At 56.2% G+C, this 18,698-nt stretch carries 17 protein-coding genes; 6 read left to right on the top strand and 11 right to left on the bottom strand.

The features are described 5' to 3' along the window. Window positions 1-13 precede the first annotated feature (13 nt). Window positions 14-892 (bottom strand): phospholipase A, encoded by an 879-nt coding sequence (pldA, locus tag NR201_RS21025; RefSeq protein WP_010257301.1) that lies wholly within the window; start codon window positions 890-892, stop codon window positions 14-16. A 194-nt stretch (window positions 893-1,086) separates the two neighbouring features. On the opposite strand from pldA, the gene NR201_RS21020 reads away from it, so the two are divergent. Then, window positions 1,087-1,557 carry a thioesterase family protein gene (locus NR201_RS21020; protein WP_010257304.1) on the top strand — a complete coding sequence of 157 codons (471 nt, stop codon included), beginning with the start codon at window positions 1,087-1,089 and terminating at the stop codon, window positions 1,555-1,557. Window positions 1,558-1,580: 23 nt separating this feature from the next. Continuing rightward, the gene (rarD, locus tag NR201_RS21015) at window positions 1,581-2,480 is read left to right on the top strand and encodes an EamA family transporter RarD (protein WP_010257306.1); all 900 of its coding nucleotides are present in this window, start codon (window positions 1,581-1,583) and stop codon (window positions 2,478-2,480) included. Here the strand turns inward: rarD and NR201_RS21010 are convergent. From NR201_RS21010 to NR201_RS20970, 10 genes are all read right to left on the bottom strand, one after another. Beyond that, the gene (locus NR201_RS21010; protein ID WP_256850133.1) at window positions 2,451-3,503 is read right to left on the bottom strand and encodes an AbrB family transcriptional regulator; all 1,053 of its coding nucleotides are present in this window, start codon (window positions 3,501-3,503) and stop codon (window positions 2,451-2,453) included. The two genes, rarD and NR201_RS21010, sit on opposite strands and share 30 nt — an antisense overlap. A 97-nt stretch (window positions 3,504-3,600) precedes the next feature. Next, the gene (gene corA / locus NR201_RS21005; protein ID WP_003854370.1) at window positions 3,601-4,554 is read right to left on the bottom strand and encodes a magnesium/cobalt transporter CorA; all 954 of its coding nucleotides are present in this window, start codon (window positions 4,552-4,554) and stop codon (window positions 3,601-3,603) included. A gap of 176 nt (window positions 4,555-4,730) precedes the next feature. Continuing rightward, window positions 4,731-4,787 (bottom strand): YsgD/CorL family protein, encoded by a 57-nt coding sequence (ysgD, locus tag NR201_RS22775; RefSeq protein ID WP_353748370.1) that lies wholly within the window; start codon window positions 4,785-4,787, stop codon window positions 4,731-4,733. A 67-nt stretch (window positions 4,788-4,854) separates the two neighbouring features. Then, window positions 4,855-7,017, bottom strand: a complete 2,163-nt coding sequence (uvrD, locus tag NR201_RS21000; RefSeq protein WP_256850132.1) for a DNA helicase II — start codon at window positions 7,015-7,017, stop codon at window positions 4,855-4,857. Between the two features lie 155 nt (window positions 7,018-7,172). Beyond that, window positions 7,173-7,889 (bottom strand): 5-amino-6-(5-phospho-D-ribitylamino)uracil phosphatase YigB, encoded by a 717-nt coding sequence (yigB, locus tag NR201_RS20995; RefSeq protein ID WP_033785783.1) that lies wholly within the window; start codon window positions 7,887-7,889, stop codon window positions 7,173-7,175. After that, window positions 7,886-8,791, bottom strand: a complete 906-nt coding sequence (gene xerC, locus NR201_RS20990; RefSeq protein ID WP_010671674.1) for a tyrosine recombinase XerC — start codon at window positions 8,789-8,791, stop codon at window positions 7,886-7,888. The genes yigB and xerC overlap by 4 nt, the downstream gene beginning before the upstream one ends. Continuing rightward, the gene (locus tag NR201_RS20985) at window positions 8,788-9,492 is read right to left on the bottom strand and encodes a DUF484 domain-containing protein (protein WP_010257324.1); all 705 of its coding nucleotides are present in this window, start codon (window positions 9,490-9,492) and stop codon (window positions 8,788-8,790) included. The genes xerC and NR201_RS20985 overlap by 4 nt, the downstream gene beginning before the upstream one ends. After that, window positions 9,489-10,313, bottom strand: a complete 825-nt coding sequence (gene dapF, locus NR201_RS20980; protein ID WP_010257326.1) for a diaminopimelate epimerase — start codon at window positions 10,311-10,313, stop codon at window positions 9,489-9,491. The genes NR201_RS20985 and dapF overlap by 4 nt, the downstream gene beginning before the upstream one ends. Before the next feature lie 28 nt (window positions 10,314-10,341). After that, window positions 10,342-10,542 carry a lipoprotein gene (locus NR201_RS20975; RefSeq protein ID WP_010257328.1) on the bottom strand — a complete coding sequence of 67 codons (201 nt, stop codon included), beginning with the start codon at window positions 10,540-10,542 and terminating at the stop codon, window positions 10,342-10,344. A 147-nt stretch (window positions 10,543-10,689) separates the two neighbouring features. After that, window positions 10,690-13,248, bottom strand: coding sequence for a class I adenylate cyclase (locus tag NR201_RS20970; RefSeq protein WP_010257330.1), 2,559 nt, complete (start codon window positions 13,246-13,248; stop codon window positions 10,690-10,692). A 315-nt stretch (window positions 13,249-13,563) separates the two neighbouring features. Between NR201_RS20970 and hemC the strand changes: the two genes are divergently transcribed. From hemC to hemY, 4 genes are read left to right on the top strand one after another with little or no spacing between them, the layout of a single operon-like run. Next, window positions 13,564-14,505, top strand: coding sequence for a hydroxymethylbilane synthase (gene hemC, locus NR201_RS20965; protein WP_033780891.1), 942 nt, complete (start codon window positions 13,564-13,566; stop codon window positions 14,503-14,505). After that, a complete protein-coding gene (gene hemD / locus NR201_RS20960) occupies window positions 14,502-15,230 on the top strand; it encodes a uroporphyrinogen-III synthase (RefSeq protein WP_256850131.1) in 729 nt (242 codons plus the stop codon). Before hemC ends, hemD begins: the two co-directional genes overlap by 4 nt. 25 nt (window positions 15,231-15,255) lie before the next feature. After that, window positions 15,256-16,389, top strand: a complete 1,134-nt coding sequence (hemX, locus tag NR201_RS20955) for a uroporphyrinogen-III C-methyltransferase (RefSeq protein WP_010257336.1) — start codon at window positions 15,256-15,258, stop codon at window positions 16,387-16,389. A 2-nt stretch (window positions 16,390-16,391) separates the two neighbouring features. Then, window positions 16,392-17,588, top strand: a complete 1,197-nt coding sequence (gene hemY / locus NR201_RS20950) for a protoheme IX biogenesis protein HemY (protein ID WP_010257339.1) — start codon at window positions 16,392-16,394, stop codon at window positions 17,586-17,588. The last annotated feature ends 1,110 nt before the right edge of the window (window positions 17,589-18,698 follow it).

Below are 18,698 nucleotides of genomic sequence, written 5' to 3'. Positions count from 1 at the left end.
CTTACGTTATGGATTAGAACAAGTCGTTAAGTGTTACACCCACACCCAGACGCGTCTGGCGATGGTTGTAATCGATCAGTGATTCACCGTAACCGCTAAACACCTGAGTATAGAAGCGAACGTGCTCAGTGATAGGGTAGCTCCAGCCCAGGGTCGCGCCGCCATAACCGCTGTTCCAGTTATAGTTGCCCTCTACGCTGAAGATATTGTCGCCGAGCTTATAGCCCAGACGGGTGCGGTAGTAACCCATGTATTTGGTGATATCAGGATTATCATCGCTGTTCGCCCCTTCAGGGATACGATACCAGGGTTTGATTTCCGCCAGGAAGTTACCATTCTCTGCCATCAGACGCGCATAGACGCGGTTCCAGCTGCGCGAGGTGGGATCGCTTCGTCCGTTGGATTGGTGATTCAGACCCACTTCGACATCACGCAGTGTCCAGCCCGCCAGTGAATAGTCGGTCGCCCAGCCCAGGAAAATCTGCGGCTCATAGTTGGTCTCACGGAATGGCGATGACTCAGCGCTATTCGACAGCTGCCACCAGGAACGCTGGGTGTAAGAGGCTGCCAGCACCGAGTTGTCGCCCAGAATACCGCGCCACAGCGGAAACGCCAGGCTGAGCTGGAATTTCACTTCATCTTTGCGGGCATTCTCTCCCCAGTTATAGGAGGAGATCGCCTCTTTATTGAGGTCGCTGGTATAGGTATAAAGCAGATAGTTGTTCTCGTAAGGATAGAGAACAAACGGGTTGTCATGCTTCTCCAGCAGGTTAGCAATAATGCTGCCCTGAACCTGTGGCGCGTCATGAACCTCTTTAATATGGGCTTCATCCGCCTGCGCCAGCGCAGGAAATATCAACATTGCCGCCAGCAAGGCGCGATGCTTACGCATAAAATTCTCCGGTGAGCAGCTGCGTATCAAAGTAACTGAAAGGGTGTCGTAAAAAGCAGGCCATTCTACACGCAAATGGCAGTGAGCATGAGTGCTGATTTCTTAAACTGGAAACACCCTCGCAGGCGGCATAGAATACACAACTCATTCATATTCCGCGCCCCTCTGGCCCGATTTTTTCAGGACACATCATCATGTCATCACCCGTGCTGACACAGCAGGACGCTCGCCAGCTGGTCGGCGAAATTTTCGTTTATCACATGCCGTTTAATCAGGCGCTGGGCCTGGAACTGATGCGCCTTGACGCAGACTACGCAGAGATCAGCTTCAATAACAAAACCATGCTGGTGGGCAACCAGGCGCAGCAGATTCTGCACGGCGGCGTTATCGCGTCGGTACTGGATGTGGCGGCGGGCATGGTCTGCGTCAGTAATGCGTTAACCCGTCAGGAAAGCATCAGCGAAGCGGATCTGCGCCAGCGTCTGTCACGCATGGGTACCATTGATATGCGCGTCGACTATCTGCGTCCCGGACGCGGCGAACGCTTCACCGCCACCAGCAGCCTGCTGCGCGCCGGTAACAAAGTCGCCGTGGCGCGCGTGGAACTGCACAATCAACAGGGCGATTATATCGCCACGGCTACCGCCACCTATCTTATCGGCTAACCACGCCATTGAATGGAACGCATATGGATACGCAACAAACCCGCCAGGGCGTTGGCTTTGCACTGGGCGCTTACTTTATCTGGGGCATTGCGCCCGCTTATTTCAAACTGGTAAAGCAGGTTCCCGCCACGGAAATCATGACGCACCGGGTGATCTGGTCTGCACTGTTTATGCTGTTACTGATTACCCTGAGCCGCAGCTGGCCCGGCGTTCGCAGCGTGTTGCGCCAGCCTAAAAAAGTGCTGCTGCTGGCGCTGACGGCCGTGACTATCGGCGGCAACTGGCTGCTGTTTATCTGGGCAGTCAACAATCAGCATATGCTGGAAGCCAGCCTGGGCTACTTTATTAACCCGCTGATCAACGTGGTGTTCGGCATGCTGTTTTTGCGCGAACGGTTTCGCCGCTTGCAGTGGCTCGCCGTGCTGCTGGCCACTGTCGGTGTGCTGGTGCAGCTGTGGCAGTTTGGCTCGTTACCGATCATCGCGCTGGGCCTGGCGCTGAGTTTTGCCCTGTATGGCCTGGTGCGTAAAAAGATTCAGGTCGATGCGCAGAGCGGCATGCTGATTGAAACTCTGTGGCTGTTTCCGCTGGCGGCGATTTACCTGTTTGGCTTTGCCGACAGCGCCACCAGCCACTTATCCGCCAACCCACTGAGTCTCAACCTGAAGCTGATAGCGGCGGGCATTGTGACCACCATTCCGCTGATGCTGTTTGCGGCAGCCTGCAGTCGTCTGCGACTTTCCACCGTAGGCTTCTTTCAGTATCTCGGCCCGACGCTGATGTTTGTGCTGGCGGTCGCGTTTTACGGTGAGACCATCACGCCAGACAAGATGGTGACCTTTGGCTTCATCTGGCTGGCGCTGCTGGTATTTGTCTGCGATGCGGTGGCGTTTTCATTCCGTTCCCGTTCGCGCATAGCGTGAAATAAAGCGCGCTAAAGCCGGGCCGGTCAGCAGGATGGTAAACAGACGCAACGTCTGCAACGCCATCACAAACGCCATGTTGACCTGGGTTCCTGCCGCAATGATCGCCACCGTGTCCAGCCCGCCTGGACTGGTGGCGAGATAGGCCGTCATCAGATCGATATCCAGCATTCGCGTCAGCATCCACGCCAGCCCGCCACACAACAGCATCAGCCCAAAGATCGAGGCCAGCATCTGCGGCAGCGTGCGCAGGGCCAGCAGAAAAATCGGGCGGGTGAAACGTAATCCCACGCTCCAGCCAATCACTGCATAGGCCACGGCCAGCAGCCATTCCGGCACCTGTAACACCGCGATGTCGCTACTGTGCAGTGCCGCACCCGCCAGCGCAGGCAGCAGTAGCGCGCCAGAAGGAATACGCAGTCGGGTGCCCAGCCACGCGCCCGTCAGCATCACCACCAGGGTGATAACAAAGCCCTGATTCAGCGGTGGAAACCAGAGCAGCGAGACGCTGTGCGCCTCATCGCCCAGTCCGATGCGCGCCACCAGCGCGGCCGCCGAGGCGACAAACAGCACCCGCAGATACTGCATGAATGCGACCAGCCGTACGTCAGCGCCAAAGTCACCCGCCATCGCCACCATGGCCGTTGCACCGCCCGGCGACGATCCCCATGCGCCGGTCGGGCCAGGCAGATGACTGAAGCGCACCAGCAGAAAACCTGACAGGCCGCTGGCCGCCAGCGTCAGCAGCAGCACCGCCAGCACGATCGGCCAGTCCTGAATCAGCGGGGCCAGAATCGAAGGCGACAGACTCTGCGCAATCATGCAGCCCAGTACGGCCTGAGCGAGCAGGAACAGCCGCTTATCAATTCGCAGCGTGGCACCCGACAGCCCCATCACTACACCCACAATCATCGGTCCCAGTAACAGCGCAGCGGGCACATGAAAATAGTGCAGCACCGCGCCCAGCAATACCGAGATCAGCAGCAGCAGCGTCCACTGCGCGCGCAACGAAAAAGCGTCCATAAGAAGTTAATAATTTGTAAAAACAGGAGGGTAAGATTACGCAGAAATGGGGACAGGAGCCAGCAGAACGGGCCATCTCCGATGGCCCGTTCTTATTTTAAAGCCAGTTTTTACGCTTGAAATAGAGATAAGGCGCCAGTCCGGCCAGAATCATCAGGCCGATCGCGGCCGGATAACCAAAGCTCCACTTCAGTTCCGGCATAAACTCAAAGTTCATCCCGTAGCTGGAGGCCACCAGCGTCGGCGGCAGAAACACCACGGAGACCACCGAGAAGATCTTGATGATGCGGTTCTGCTCGATGTTGATGAAACCCATCGCCGCCTGCATCAGGAAGTTGACCTTCTGAAACAGTGATTCGTTATGCGGCAGCAGCGATTCGATATCGCGCAGAATTTCACGCGCCTGCTCCAGCTGATTGCCCGGCAAACGTGCTTTGCGTACCAGGAAGTTCAGGGCGCGCTGGGTATCCATCAGACAGAGACGCACCTTCCAGCCGATATCTTCCAGTTCCGCTAGTCGCGACAGCGCCTGATCGTACTCTTCGCCCTGCTGACCTTCCATGATCACCCGGCTGAGTTTCTCCAGTGCGCTGTAGATGTTCTCGATTTCGTCCGCCAGCTGCTCGATTTTGGTTTCAAACAGGTCGAGCAGCAGCTCAAAGGCATTGCCGTCGATCAGGGTCTGATTACGGGCGCGCATGCGATAGAGACGGAACGCAGGCAGCTCACGTTCGCGCAGCGTGTAGAGACGGCCTTCACGGATGGTAAACGCCACGGTGGAGTTACCGGCGTGATCGTCAGCGTCTTCATAGAAGAAGAAGGAGTGGATATGCAGACCATCTTCATCTTCGAAGAAGCGTGCCGAGGCCTCGATATCTTCCAGCTCAGGCCGTGTTGCCAGACTCTGGCCCAGCTCAGATTGCACGCGATCACGTTCGCCCTCTTCCGGCTCGATCAGATCGACCCAGACAGAGGTCGTCAGTTTGTCGTTTTCGTCTTCCAGCTCCAGTCGCGTCAGGCGGCTGTGATCCAGTTTAAATGCGCTCAGCATAGCAATACTCCCCATTGCAGACTAAATGGGACAAGGCAGTCCGCCGTTCCTCAACATGGAACGGGCAGCCTGAACACGGAAACAGAGTTTCAGAGATAAATCAGTGCTGACTCGCGACGGAATCAAAAAGGGAGGTCGCTGATAACCGCTAAGGCTACCCGCGTAAAGAGGTAGCCTTAGATGTTATTCCTGGAATCCAGGTCATTGAGCCAGCATCGACTGGGCGTGTCCAAGGCATTGTCCTCTCATGATAATAGTGGGCGCATGTTACGCTGAGACGAAAAAGCCGTCAACCGCACGCTAAAGCGTTTCAAGCTTCGCGTAAGCCGCCACCAGCCACTTGATTCCCTGCCCCTGAAACGCCACCTGAAGACGGCTATGCTCGCCGCTGCCTTCCAGATTAATGATGGTGCCTTCGCCAAATTTTGCGTGATGAACACGCTGACCCAGCGCGAATCCACTGTCATTTTTGGTCACCGGGGCACCCATCCGCTGATGGTTTACCGGACGGCTGACGCTGGCGCGCAGACGCACTTCTTCTATGCACGCTTCGGGCAGTTCGCCGATAAAACGGGACGGGCGGTGATACACTTCCTTACCATAGAGTCGGCGGGTTTCGGCGTAGGTCAGCGTCAGTTTCAGCATCGCACGGGTCACGCCGACATAAGCCAGACGACGCTCCTCCTCCAGCCGGCCACCTTCATCCAGTGACATCTGGCTCGGGAACATGCCCTCTTCCATGCCGACGATAAACACCTGGCTGAACTCCAGCCCTTTTGCCGAGTGGAGCGTCATCAGCTGAACTGCATCCTGCCATTTGTCTGCCTGGCCTTCGCCCGCTTCCAGCGCGGCGTGGGATAAAAAGGCCTGCAACGGCATCAGATCTTCATCTTCATCCTGATAGCTGAACTGCCGCGTAGCGGTCACCAGCTCCTCAAGGTTTTCGATACGCGCCTGACCCTTCTCACCTTTTTCCTGCTCATACATCAGCCACAGGCCAGAGTCTTTGATGACCCGGTCGGTCTGAACATGCAGCGGTAACTCGGCGGTTTCGGTTGCCAGCGAATCAACCAGTTCACAGAAGCGTTGCAGCGCAGACGCGGCCCGGCCAGCCAGCGCACGGCTTTGCAGCAGTTCACGCGTTGCCTGCCACAGCGTCATCTGACGTTCACGGGCCGTCTGACGCACCACGTCGAGCGTGCGATCGCCCACGCCGCGCGTCGGGGTATTCACCACGCGTTCAAATGCCGCGTCGTCATTGCGGTTCGCCATCAGACGCAGATAGGAGAGCGCATCTTTGATCTCCTGACGTTCGAAGAAGCGCATGCCGCCATAAATACGGTACGGCATGCTGCTTTGCAGCAGCGCCTCTTCCAGCACACGCGACTGGGCGTTGCTGCGATAGAGAATGGCGCAGTCGTTAAGCGCGCCGCCGTTCTCCATCCAGACTTTGATGCGGTTAACCACGAAGCGTGCTTCATCCAGCTCATTAAAGGCGCAGTAGATCGAGATCGGTTCGCCATCGCTGCCTTCGGTCCACAGCTCTTTACCCAGGCGACCATTGTTGTTAGCGATCAGGGCGTTGGCGGCTTTCAGGATGTTATTGGTTGAGCGGTAGTTCTGCTCCAGACGGATCGTTTCCGCGCCGGGGAAATCCTGCAGAAAGCGCTGAATATTCTCGACCTGTGCGCCGCGCCAGCCGTAGATCGACTGGTCATCATCGCCCACGATGATCACCCGGCCACTGTCGCCCGCCAGCATCCGAATCCAGGCATACTGAATGTTGTTGGTATCCTGGAACTCATCCACCAGCACGTTGGTAAAGCGTTCGCGGTAGTGATTAAGAATGTGTGGCTTGTTGAGCCATAACTCATGGGCGCGCAGCAACAGCTCGGCAAAGTCGACTAAACCGGCGCGATCACAGGCTTCCTGATAGGCCTGATAGACGCGCAGCCATGTCTGCTCAATCGGATTGCCGTAGCTTTCGATATGCTTTGGTCGCAGGCCTTCATCTTTTTTGCCATTGATGTACCACATGCCCTGACGCGCAGGCCACTGTTTGTCATCAAGGTTCATTGATTTGATCAAACGCTTGAGCAGACGTAACTGATCTTCGCTGTCGAGGATCTGAAAATCCTGTGGCAGACCGGCGTCAAGATGGTGGGCGCGCAGTAAGCGGTGCGCCAGACCGTGGAAGGTTCCGATCCACATTCCGCCCTGACTGGTGCCGATCAGATGCTCGATACGGTGACGCATCTCCGCTGCCGCTTTGTTGGTAAAGGTCACCGCCATAATCGAATAGGGCGAGCAGTTCTCCACCGACATCAGCCAGGCAATGCGATGCACCAGCACCCGCGTTTTACCACTGCCCGCGCCTGCCAGCACCAGCAGGTTACTGCGCGGTGCCGCAACGGCAGCGCGCTGATTGTCATTCAAACCATCGAGCAGTTCAGAAACGTCCATAAGCACCGATTACCAAAGAAAAAAACGCCGTCGTCACACTGATTATTCCGCCTGCCGTAAGGCATTATCGCTGCCAGTCAGGCGGCGCCACAGACGCCGGATAAGGGACGGCGGCAAAACAGAAAAGAGGAGACGACTGGATAAATTTACAGCCATTATAGCAGTGAGGTGAGTGATGCCAACCGCGAAATTTCGACATGCGGCAACAGGCGCGCATCCGGGATATGCATCAGGTTACCCTGCCGCAGGTTAATCCAGCAGGCCTGCAGCCCGCAGCGCAGTGAGCCCGCCACGTCGGTGGTCAGGTCATCACCCACGTGCAGAATATGGTGTGGCGCGATATCAAGGCGTTGCGCGGCAAGCTGATACATATCCTGCCATGGCTTGGCGCGCCCGTCTGGCCCGGCCCGCAGCGTGAAGCGGAAGTATTCTGCAATGCCCATTTTTTCCGGGCAGGCGTTGCCGTTGGTGACCGCCACCAGCGGGATTTTCTCCGCCAGGGCTTTCAGCGTCTGGTGCGTCTCATCCGGCATCTCGACCTGACTCCGCCACTGATGGAAGACCGCCATCACTTCTGCCGCACCCGCGGAGGCTTCAGCGGCAGAGAGGCCGATATTCAGCATCGCCAGCTCAACCGAACGGCGTCGCCACTCCGAAACATCATGATAGATATCAGGTTCGCGCTGCAGCAGCTCATCGCGCAACTGCTGATAATCCTGCGGCGTGAAGTCACGCAGCGCCGGATGAAAAGCCTGTAACGCGGCATGGGACTCCAGCGTGGTACGACGGATGACCGGGTAGTTATCGTAGAGTGTGTCATCAAGGTCGAAGGTCATGGCTTTTATGGCCGACAGCGGACGATAAAACTTCATTCGTTCTTTCCTCGTTTGGCGCGGGGATGCGCAGCGTCATACACCGAAGCCAGATGCTGGAAGTCGAGATGGGTATAGATCTGGGTCGTCGACAGGTTTGCATGGCCCAGCAACTCCTGCACGGCGCGCAGGTCACCACTGGATTCCAGCAGATGCGTGGCAAATGAGTGTCGTAGCTTATGCGGATGGATATGGCTGGCCACGCCCTGTCGGATGCCCCATTCGGCAAAGCGTTTCTGCACGTTGCGTGGCGAGATGCGGTTGCCGCGCGTCGAAAGAAACAGCGCATCATCCTGGCCGCCAAAGGTTTCACGCAGCGGCAGCCAGTGCTGGATCCAGGCGACCGCCGTGCGACCAATCGGTATCCGGCGCTCTTTGCTGCCCTTACCGACTACCCACACTTCGCCTGAATCGAGATCGACGTGGCGACAATCCATATTCACCAGTTCAGAGAGACGCAAACCGCCGCCATACATCACTTCCAGCATCGCCCGGTCGCGCACCGCCAGCGGATCGCTAAGGTCGATCTCCAGCAGCTGATTTACTTCATCAACATCAATGTTTTTAGGCAGATGGCGTGCTTTACGCGGCGTCATCACCCCTTTGGCCGGGTTGGCAGAAAGCAAACCCTGGCTCACCTGCCAGTCGAGAAAACTGCGCAGGGCGGAGAGCCGCAACGCGAGGCTGCTGGCGGCCAGTCCGGCGCGACGGCTGCGCGCCGCCATGCTGCGCACCTGCGCCGGTTCCAGCTGCGCCCAGCTGCTCAGCTTCATCTCATCAGCAATCGCCACCAGCGCGGCAAGCTGGCGCGCATAGCTGCTCTGGGTTAACGGACTGAGCTGGCGCTCCACTTTCAGGTAGCGCAGAAATCCGTCGACGGCCTCCTGCAGCGCGCTGCTCATGCGCGTTCAACCCAGCGGGAGAGCAGATCAGGCATCATCTGCGACAGATGCTGCAACAGCAGTGTCCCCATGCCCGATTGATAATGCTGGCTGTCACGACTGCTGAACACCAGCACGCCGAGATCGCCCTCCTCACCCATCAGCGACATGGCAACCGACCCGATCGCTTTGGCCTGCGGCAACAGCAGCAGCAGTTCCGGCCCGTTAATGTTGCCAAGATAGTGATGCTGGTTACCGAAGCGCTGAATACGCAGCGGTTCAAACGCCTGACGCGAGAGGCTCAGCTGAAAGAAATCGGAGGGCGCGCCCAGCAGCCATTTATCACTGAACAGCCGCACATTGGCACCCGCCAGGCCCAGCTCACGCGCCCAGCGATGCAGACGGTTGAGCATATCCTGCAGCGAGTCAGCCGCGGCCAGATGGCTCTCCAGCGACAGCAGACGGTCAAACAGTTCGTGGTTAGCGCTGGCCTGCTCCATCAGCAGCGTGATCTCTTCTTCCAGCCGCTGAATATGGTTGCGTTGCCGCGCCATATGCCATTCGACCAGAGAGACGCTGCCACGCACCGGATGCGGCACGGCCATCTGTTCAACTGCACGGGCATTGCGGATAAAGAAATCGGGATTCTGCCGCAGATAATCACTGACGGCCTGATCGTCCAGCAGAACCGAACTGTCAGCCTGCTCTTCGATATTTTTCATAGATGAATAAACCCATCGTAGACGTGTGTCGCAGGCCCGGTCATATAGAGCGGCTGACCGGCGCCTTTCCAGGTGATGTGCAGCGTTCCGCCAGGCAGGTCGACACGGACTTTGGGTGCCAGAATGCCCTGCTGAATGCCACATGCAACGGCAGCACAGGCGCCGCTGCCGCACGCCTGCGTTTCACCCGCTCCGCGTTCGTAGACGCGCAGGCGGATATGTTCGGGATTGATGATCTCCATAAAACCGACATTGACGCGATCCGGGAAGCGTTCATGACTCTCCAGAATCGGACCCAGCAGTTCAACCTGCGCGGTTTTGACACTTTCGACCTGGATAACGCAGTGCGGGTTGCCCATCGACACCGCACCCAGCATCACCGTCTGTTCGGCCACGCGCAGCAGATAGAGATTTTCGGCTTTGTTGGCACGGAACGGCACCTGCTGAGGCTCAAAGTTTGGCTCGCCCATGTTCACGCGCACCTGGTCGTCAGGCGTGACGGTCAACACCATGCGGCCATTCTGCGTACTGACCCGGATGTCACTTTTGTTGGTCAGCCCTTTCAGCTGAACAAAGCGGGCAAAGCAGCGCGCACCGTTGCCACACTGTGCGACTTCACTGCCGTCGGCGTTGAAAATGCGATAGTGGAAATCAAGATCGGGATCGTAAGGCGGTTCAACAATCAGCAGTTGATCAAAACCGATCCCCAGATGACGATCGGCCAGCCGGCGGATCAATTCCGGCGAAAAGAAGACGTTTTGTGTCACCGCATCCACAACCATAAAATCGTTGCCGAGACCGTGCATTTTGGAGAACTGCATTTTTTGCTCCGCCGGATAAGCCATCAGATTAGTTCGCTTTTACGCCTGAATTGCCGGTAACCAGCCCGCCGACATCGGCTTTAGAGGCATCCGCTTTCTGGCGGTCGGTTGGGGCTTGTTGTTTCTTCGGCTGATCCTTCGGCGGGAAGTAGAGCGGTCCTTTCAGACCACAACCTGCAAGGCTGATTACTGCCAGTGTCATGGCCAACAGGCTTATTACTTTCTTCATTCTTTATGCTCTTCATGTCCTTTACCTGGATGCTTATCATCGCAGTTGAAGGTGGAAAAGCAACAGGAAATGCCCGCAAATAGCGTGAAGCGGGTGACAAGCCGGGAAGATAGCGGCCACCTGCAGAGCGCAGGCAGCCCGTCAGCATCAGTGCACCTGATAGCGTGGCTGATAGTCGCTGTTGTCGTTGTCAGGCTGCGAGGTACACAGCTGCGTTAGCGTCTGGCTACGGAACGGAATCACCTGGAATCGCTCACCGGTGTTCACAATCTGGTAGAACTGCGGCAGGTTGAAGTTGATAAAGCTCGAACCATAGGTAAAGCGATCGTGCGATGAGGAGTAGAACCGGCTGACATCGCGCACCAGCTCCTCTTTACTGCCTTCACAGTGATGATAGACCTCAACCCGATTGGTCTCATCGAGGATGTAGATATTGAAGCCGCGCTCATCGGTGGTGTTTTCAAAGAAGAACTGAATAATGCCTTCGCTGGCATAACCGTTGACCACGGGTGGCAGCGGCGTCTGATTCGTTTCGACTTTGATCGACAGTCCGTGCAGCTTGTTGTTGGAGATCGCGCCATAAAACTCAACCGCGTTTTCCAGCTTCTGCACCGAAACGCTCATGCGTTCAAAGAACAGGCCCCATGTCTCACCCGCCATACGCAGCGCTTTAAAGCGACCCGGCTCCTGACGTGTGCTGGAGAGGCGCAGCTCAATGCATTCGGAGACCAGTTGCTGTACCCGCGTCCGAATCAGACCGCGCAGATGCTGGCTGTAGCAGAACACTTCCACCGTATCGGGCGGTGCAGCATCCTGATGCATCTTGCCGAGAATGGTTTTCAGCCCTTCGATCATCGCCTGTTCGCCGCTGAAGTGCAGCGTACGCACCTCATTCCAGGAGTTGCGATAGAGCAGATCGATGCTGCCAATCAGGCACTGCTGCTGCTGACCAAAACTAAAGACATCCAGCTTACGGAAGTCGAAGTGCACCACCTGATTGCGGAAGGCCGCTGTCGGATCGTGTTCAAGGTTAACAATAATCGCAAGGTGCCGGATTTCACATGGACTGTAGAGCGCTTTTGGCGTCGGCGAGGGCAGACGCAGCGGGAAGTGGCTGGAAACATCGTTAACCAGCTCCTGCAGACGCGCCAGATCGCAAACCTCATTGCCTTTAATATGCAGCCGGGTTTTACGGGTCAGCAGTCCATTGAACCACGCCCACGCCACCAGCTTGTTCAGGTAACGGTTATATTCCAGCGGCTGATGGCTGATAATCGAATCCATGTCCGGCGCCTGGTTATAGAGATACCAGCCGGAACGGTTGGCGCGGCCAGGCGGCACATGAATAAAGGTCAGATTGGGTTCGGAGAGATCGGGCGAAATCTGCGGATTCACCAGCGTCACTTTGCCCGGCAGCGCTTCAAACGCAGCATACAGTTTACGGGTCAACACACCGATATCCTGCGGGCTGGCGCTGACGCTTAAGTTATTGCGACGGGCAAAGCGGATCAGATTGCGATAACTCTGCATCATCGCATCCAGCAATTCATTATGGGCTTCGCGCACCCGCTCGATTTTCCACTCAGCGCGGTTGTCCAGAATGGCAATCTTCTCTTCGTTCCAGCCCCACTCTTTGACCAGCTGCGATAAAATTTCGCGACGCCAGCCGGTGCGGTGCTGATGATCTTCGGTGCTGAGCTTTTCACACACTTTGAGGTAGAAGCAGCGACGCACCAGGTCAAGACGCGGCTGATCGTCAACGCTGGTCAGATAGTGCGTAACGCGCTCCAGCATCATGCAGTAAGGATCAAGCCCGAAGCAGATGATTTCACCGTCATGCAGGCGCTGTTTAATATCCATCGCCAGCAGTTGCGTATTGGGGTATTCCCAGCTGTAGGCTTCCAGCAGCAGCGTTTTCAGTACGGCTTTATACGGGGAGTCGATGCTTTTATAGAGCTGCCACAGGCTGGCGCCGAAATACTCTTCCGCCGACAGCGTGCCGAGGCCGCCAAGATCGAGCCACTCATTAGGGGTCAGCACGCCTTTGGCGTAGAGCGACATTACGTAGTCGTCGTAATTGTGCTCTTCTTCGCCCGGCACCATATTCCACAGGATGCGTTTACCCGCCATACGAACTGCCGTACGGTAGAACTCATCCAGCAGTAAAATGTGTTGTGTTGAACCGCAATCTTCACCGCCCAGACTGCCGCTTTCGTTGTGGCGGAAGCGGTTCTCATCAATCAGAAAGAAACTCACCTCTACGCCCATTGAAACGCACCACTTCTGCAGCAGCGTACATTTGCGCTGCAGATTCAGACGCTCTTCATTATCAAGCCAGGATTGATGGCAGACCCAGATATCGAGATCCGAGACGCTGTTCTGGCCGACAGATGAGGTGCTGCCCATAGAATAGATCGCCGTAATCGGCATTTCGCCTTTCGGCGCATCGGCATGACGCAGATCGCTGTCGCCGGTGAGATCGGCCAGCAGCTGACGCTGATTTTCATCAGGCGTGAAGAAGCTGATGCCATGTGGAACGCTACCTTCAAGGTAACCCGGCATCTGCGGATGTTGATAATGTAATAAGGTTGGCAGCAGACTGTAGACGCGCTGAAAAGCGGGTCCCATAGCAGCCAGCGCACGATCAACGCGCAGCTGGTTGATTGCATCCAGTCTCTGTTTCAGTGTCTCAATGTAGAGGTACAAGACGTTTCGCCTGATTGTCCCAGTGTTTAAGCACCCTGTTTCCACACTCTGCCGCTTATAAAGTAAAAAAGTGGGCAGATAATTGCTGGAAACGTGATCAATCTAACACCCTGCAGATTGACCGTAAAGAAAGTTGCGCTACCTGACAGTTTAGCACGTTCTTACCAGCTTCCCGCCTTTTCAGCTCTGGTTCCCACGTTATGGCTTAATAAACCGGCCTGAAACCGCACGCAGGCCGTTTTCAATCCGTTGAAACTGACAGTCTTCACCCAGAGATGATAGGATATTCAGTGAACGATAAAAATGGTTAACAGCATGTTAGACAAAATTTTCAGAATTGCTACAAGACAAAGCCCGCTCGCATTATGGCAGGCACATTATGTACAGCAACGACTCATGAGTGCCCATCCGGGACTGCGCGTTGAGCTGGTGCCTATGGTCACGAAAGGTGACATCATCCTTGATACGCCGCTGGCAAAAGTGGGTGGCAAAGGGCTGTTTGTCAAAGAGCTTGAGCTGGCGATGCAGGATGGCCGTGCCGATATGGCGGTGCACTCGATGAAGGATGTGCCGGTCAATTTCCCGGAAGGTCTGGGCCTGGTAACCATCTGCGAGCGCGACGATCCGCGCGATGCGTTCGTTTCTCATCATTATGACTCTATCGACGCGCTGCCACAGGGTGCCATTGTCGGCACGTCCAGCCTGCGCCGTCAGTGCCAGATTAGTGCGCGCCGTCCGGATCTGGTGATCCGCTCGCTGCGGGGCAATGTCGGCACCCGCCTCGGCAAGCTTGATGCCGGAGAGTATGACGCGATTATTCTTGCTGTCGCCGGGCTGAAACGCCTGGGACTGGAAGATCGCATTCGTCAGGCGATGCCTGCCGAAGTTTCCCTGCCCGCCGTGGGTCAGGGTGCGGTCGGCATTGAATGCCGTCTGGACGACACCACCTTAATTGGCCTGTTGCAGGCGCTGAATCACGATGATACCGAAGTCTGTGTCAGAGCGGAGCGCGCCATGAATACCCGTTTAGAGGGTGGCTGCCAGGTGCCAATCGGCAGTTTCGCGGTGCTGGAAGGCGATGACCTCTGGCTGCGCGGCATGGTCGGCGCACCGGATGGCCGGGTCATGGTCAGCGGCGAACGCCGTGGTCCCCGCGCTCAGGCTGAACAGATGGGTATTTCACTGGCCGATGAACTGCTGAATGGCGGCGCGCGTGAAATCCTGAAAGAAGTTTACCAGGGGCAGCCGCCGGCATGACCATTCTGGTGACGCGCCCGGAACCCGCAGCGGCAGAGCTGGTGTCACGCCTGCATGCCCTTGGCAAACAGGCGTGGAGCCTGCCGCTGATCGAATTTGCGCCGGGCGCTGATCTCACCTCTCTGCCACAAAAGCTCGCCGCACTTCGCCCTGGCGACCTGGTTTTTATCCTTTCTCAGCAGGTTATACATTACGCACAACACACCGTCACAGCATGGCCCGCTGAGCTGGACTATTATGCAATTGGTCGCAGCACCGCACTGGCGTTTCATACCGCCAGCGGACAGCAGGTGACCTGGCCTCATGCGCATGAAACCAGTGAAGAATTGATCCGGCTGAATACCCTTCAGCAGCTTGCGGGTAAACGTGCGCTGATCCTGCGTGGCGATCCCGGACGCGAGTTGCTGGCACAGACGTTAACCCGGCGAGGTGCTGAGGTGTCGTTTGCAGCCTGTTATCAGCGCTGCCAGAAGTATTATGATGGACCCGTTGAAGGACGCCGCTGGCGCGATCGCGGTGTCTCCGTGCTGGTGGTGACCAGCGGTGAAATGTTACAACAGCTTTTTTCGCTGTTCCCCGCAGTTGATCGCGAGGAATGGCTGCTCAACTGCCGACTGGTTGTCGTCAGTGAACGTTTGGCTACCCTGGCCGCAGGATTGGGTTGGCAGGATATTCAGGTAGCCGATGGTGCCGATAACGATGCGCTGCTGCGCGCGTTACGCTGAACTTTAACAATGGGATGTGCCACATATGACGGAACAAAAAGACTCCTCCGCCATGGTTGAAGAAACCACCCCAGCGGTCGACCGCTCTCCTTCCAGCAACAGCACACCACCGCGTAATGCGAAAAATGGTGGCATGGTGTTGGGTGCAGTTGCGATTGTCATTGCGCTGGCGATTGGTGCGGGTTTATACCTTAACGGGAAACATCAGGCTGATTTACAGGCACAAACCAATCAGAAGCTGAGCGAACAATTAAGCGCGTTGCAACAGCAGGCCAGCAGCGACAAACAGCAGCTGACTCAGCAACTGAGCGGCGCTGAAACCGCGTTGCAGACAGCACAGACACAGCAGAACGCGTCAGCAAAAGAGCTGGAAACCCTGCGTGAAAAAGTGGCCGTGATTTCTGGCAACGACGTGCGCAGCTGGTTGCTGGCACAGGCGGACTATCTGGTGAAACTGGCTGGCCGCAAACTCTGGAGCGACCAGGATGTCACCACCGCCGCTGCACTGCTGAAAAGCGCCGATGCCAGCCTGGCCGACATGAACGATCCCAGCGTCATGAATGTGCGTCGTGCGCTGACCCAGGATATCAGTAACCTCTCTTCGGTTACGCAGGTCGATTATGACGGCGTGATCCTCAAACTGAACCAGCTGTCGAACAACGTTGATAATCTGCGTCTGGCCGATAATGACAGCGATGATGCGCCGATGGACAGCGATGGCGGTGAACTGTCAGGTTCCGTGCGCGAATGGCGTCAGAATCTGGTGAAAAGCTGGCATAACTTTATGGATGATTTTATTACCATCCGCCGCCGCGATAACACCGCCCAGCCGCTGCTGGCACCTAATCAGGATGTTTACCTGCGTGAGAATATCCGCTCGCGTCTGCTGATTGCTGCTCAGGCGGTACCGCGTCATCAGGATGAGATTTATAAACAATCTATCGACACCGTGTCCGCGTGGGTTCGCGCCTGGTACGACACCAATGATGCCGCTACCAAAGCCTTCCTTGCCCAGCTGGATGAGCTGAGCCAGCAGAACATCAATATGGACCTGCCGGATAACCTGGAAAGTCAGCCGTTGCTGGAACAGCTGATGCAGACCCGCGTCCGGAACCTGTTAGCGCAACCTTCTGCCGCTGCTAATCAGCAGGGAGGCTAAGCATGCTTAAGGTATTTATCCTCTTTATCCTGCTGATTGCTGGCGTGGTGCTGGGACCGATGATTGCCGGTCATCAGGGTTACGTGCTGATTCAGACCGATAACTGGAACATCGAAACCAGCGTCACCGGCCTGGTCATTATCCTCATCCTCAGCCTGCTGGTGATTCTGGCCGTGGAATGGCTGCTGCGCCGCGTGCTGCACACCGGCGCGCGTACCCGTGGCTGGTTTACCGGACGTAAACGCCGTCGCGCCCAGCGTCATACTCAGTCGGCACTGATGAAGCTGGCAGAAGGCGATCACCGTCAGGTGGAAAAACTGCTTTCTAAAGATGCCGATCACGCTGATGTGCCAGTGGCGAACTACCTGCTGGCAGCAGAAGCTGCGCAACAGCGTGGTGATGAAATCCGTGCCAATCAGCATCTTGAACGTGCTGCAGAACTGTCGGAGAGCAACACCATTCCGGTAGAAATTGCCCGCGCACGTATTCAGCTGGCACGTAACGAAGATCATGCTGCGCGTCATAGCATTGACCGTCTGCTGGAAGTGGCACCGCGTCATCCTGAAGTGCTGCGCCTGGCCGAACAGGCGTATGTCCGTACTGGTGCCTGGAGTGCATTGCTGGATATTCTGCCCGCCATGCAGAAGGCGCAGGTCGGCGATGAGCTGCATCGTGATGCATTACAGCAGCAGGCCTGGCTGGGTCTGATGAATCAGGCGATGGCCGACCAGGGCAGCGATGGGCTGAAGCGCTGGTGGAACGATCTGAGCCGCAAAACCCGTCAGGAAACGACGCTTCAGGTGGCCATGGCGGATCATCTGATTGAATGCAACGATCACGACACCGCGCAATCGATCGTGCTGGAGGGCCTCAAGCGTCATTATGACGATCGTCTGGTACTGCTGATGCCTCGCATCAAAAGCGGTAATCCGGAAGCGCTGGAGAAAGTATTGCGCCAGCAAATCAAACAACACGGCGCAACACCGCTGCTGCACAGTACGCTGGGGCAGTTGCTGATGCGTCATGGTGAATGGCAGCAGGCTGCTGAGGCACTGCAGCAGGCGCTGGCACAGCGTCCTGACGCGTTTGATTATGCATGGCTGGCGGATGTTTATGATCGTCTGCGTCGCCCGGAAGAAGCGGCGAAGATGCGTCGTGAAGGGTTGTTGCTCACCTTGAAGAACAATCCCAACGCCTGATCCTCTTTTCATACCTGAAAAAGCCGGGCTTGCCCGGCTTTTTTGTGCCCGCAATCTGCAGCACGCTTTCGCAGGCAAAAAAAACACCTGCCAGTGGCAGGTGTAAGATCAGGTCGGTAAGACAACCGGGAGGTACCTGACTCAACGTGGTGTCTGTTAACCCTGTAAGGCTTTCGCGATACAGGCAGGCAGACAACAGGTACCTAAAATTGGCTCTGCATCATTCCCAGGTTTATGTAGCATCAGCAGACATAAGAGGTGGAATGAGCATCTACAGCAGAAGTATTGCACAAGCCGTGCCAGGTTTATGATTATTTTTAAAATCACTATAAATCAGCAGGTTAAAGAATTAGCTCAAAGCTTCATTCAACAGGCCTGTCGGGAAATGTCGGTATCCAGCGACAGCTGGCATTTTCTCTGTCTCTGAATGGAGACAACAAGGTCAATCTCTCTGTGAACTCAACAATAACAATGACTTATTTGTCGGCAATTCACGACGCAGCTGCTACTGTTTAAGCAACTTTATCTGAAAACTGGCGAAATCAAGGGTGAGCTGGCATCAAAGGATTAGCTAACAAGCAGCCCGCTCTCACTGCTGTGCGGGCTTCAGGGAGCATACGCCTTTCGCAAAGACGCAAAAGACGCCATCCTCAGCGCGGGCGATTACGCACCTCATCCCTGAGGTGCGCCCGTAGTCGGGCCAACGCTTTGCGTTGTTCAAAAACGCTCCCGGCGTTTTTATCCGGGCGGCGCGATGCTCTGACCACAGGCGTATGCTCCCTTCGCTTCACGTATGGCAGACGCATCTGATACTTACAAGGACGCTTCAGACAAATGACAGATCTAAACCCGGATGCATCTGACGACAGCGCATAAGCTCAACGCGCAGGGAGCATGGTCAGAAGAGGAAAGCGTCCCACGCCAGGGACGGCGTGGGCCGAGCGGCCATGGATGGCTTAAGCGACTTTCCGATCTGACCATGTTCCCTTCGCAGGCTCGGATTTACAGCAAACTTATTTAGCTGTACCCACCTAAACCTCCTTCGGAGGTCCTCATCCTCTTTTCTGCAGACGAAAAAAAACCTGTCTTTTCAGACAGGTTTCTAAAATG

It is taken from the genome of Pantoea sp. Fr-CA_6 (assembly GCF_024520895.1).
In the GTDB taxonomy this organism is placed as follows: Bacteria; Pseudomonadota; Gammaproteobacteria; order Enterobacterales; family Enterobacteriaceae; genus Pantoea; species Pantoea agglomerans.
This window is presented reverse-complemented; position numbering and strand designations above follow the sequence as displayed.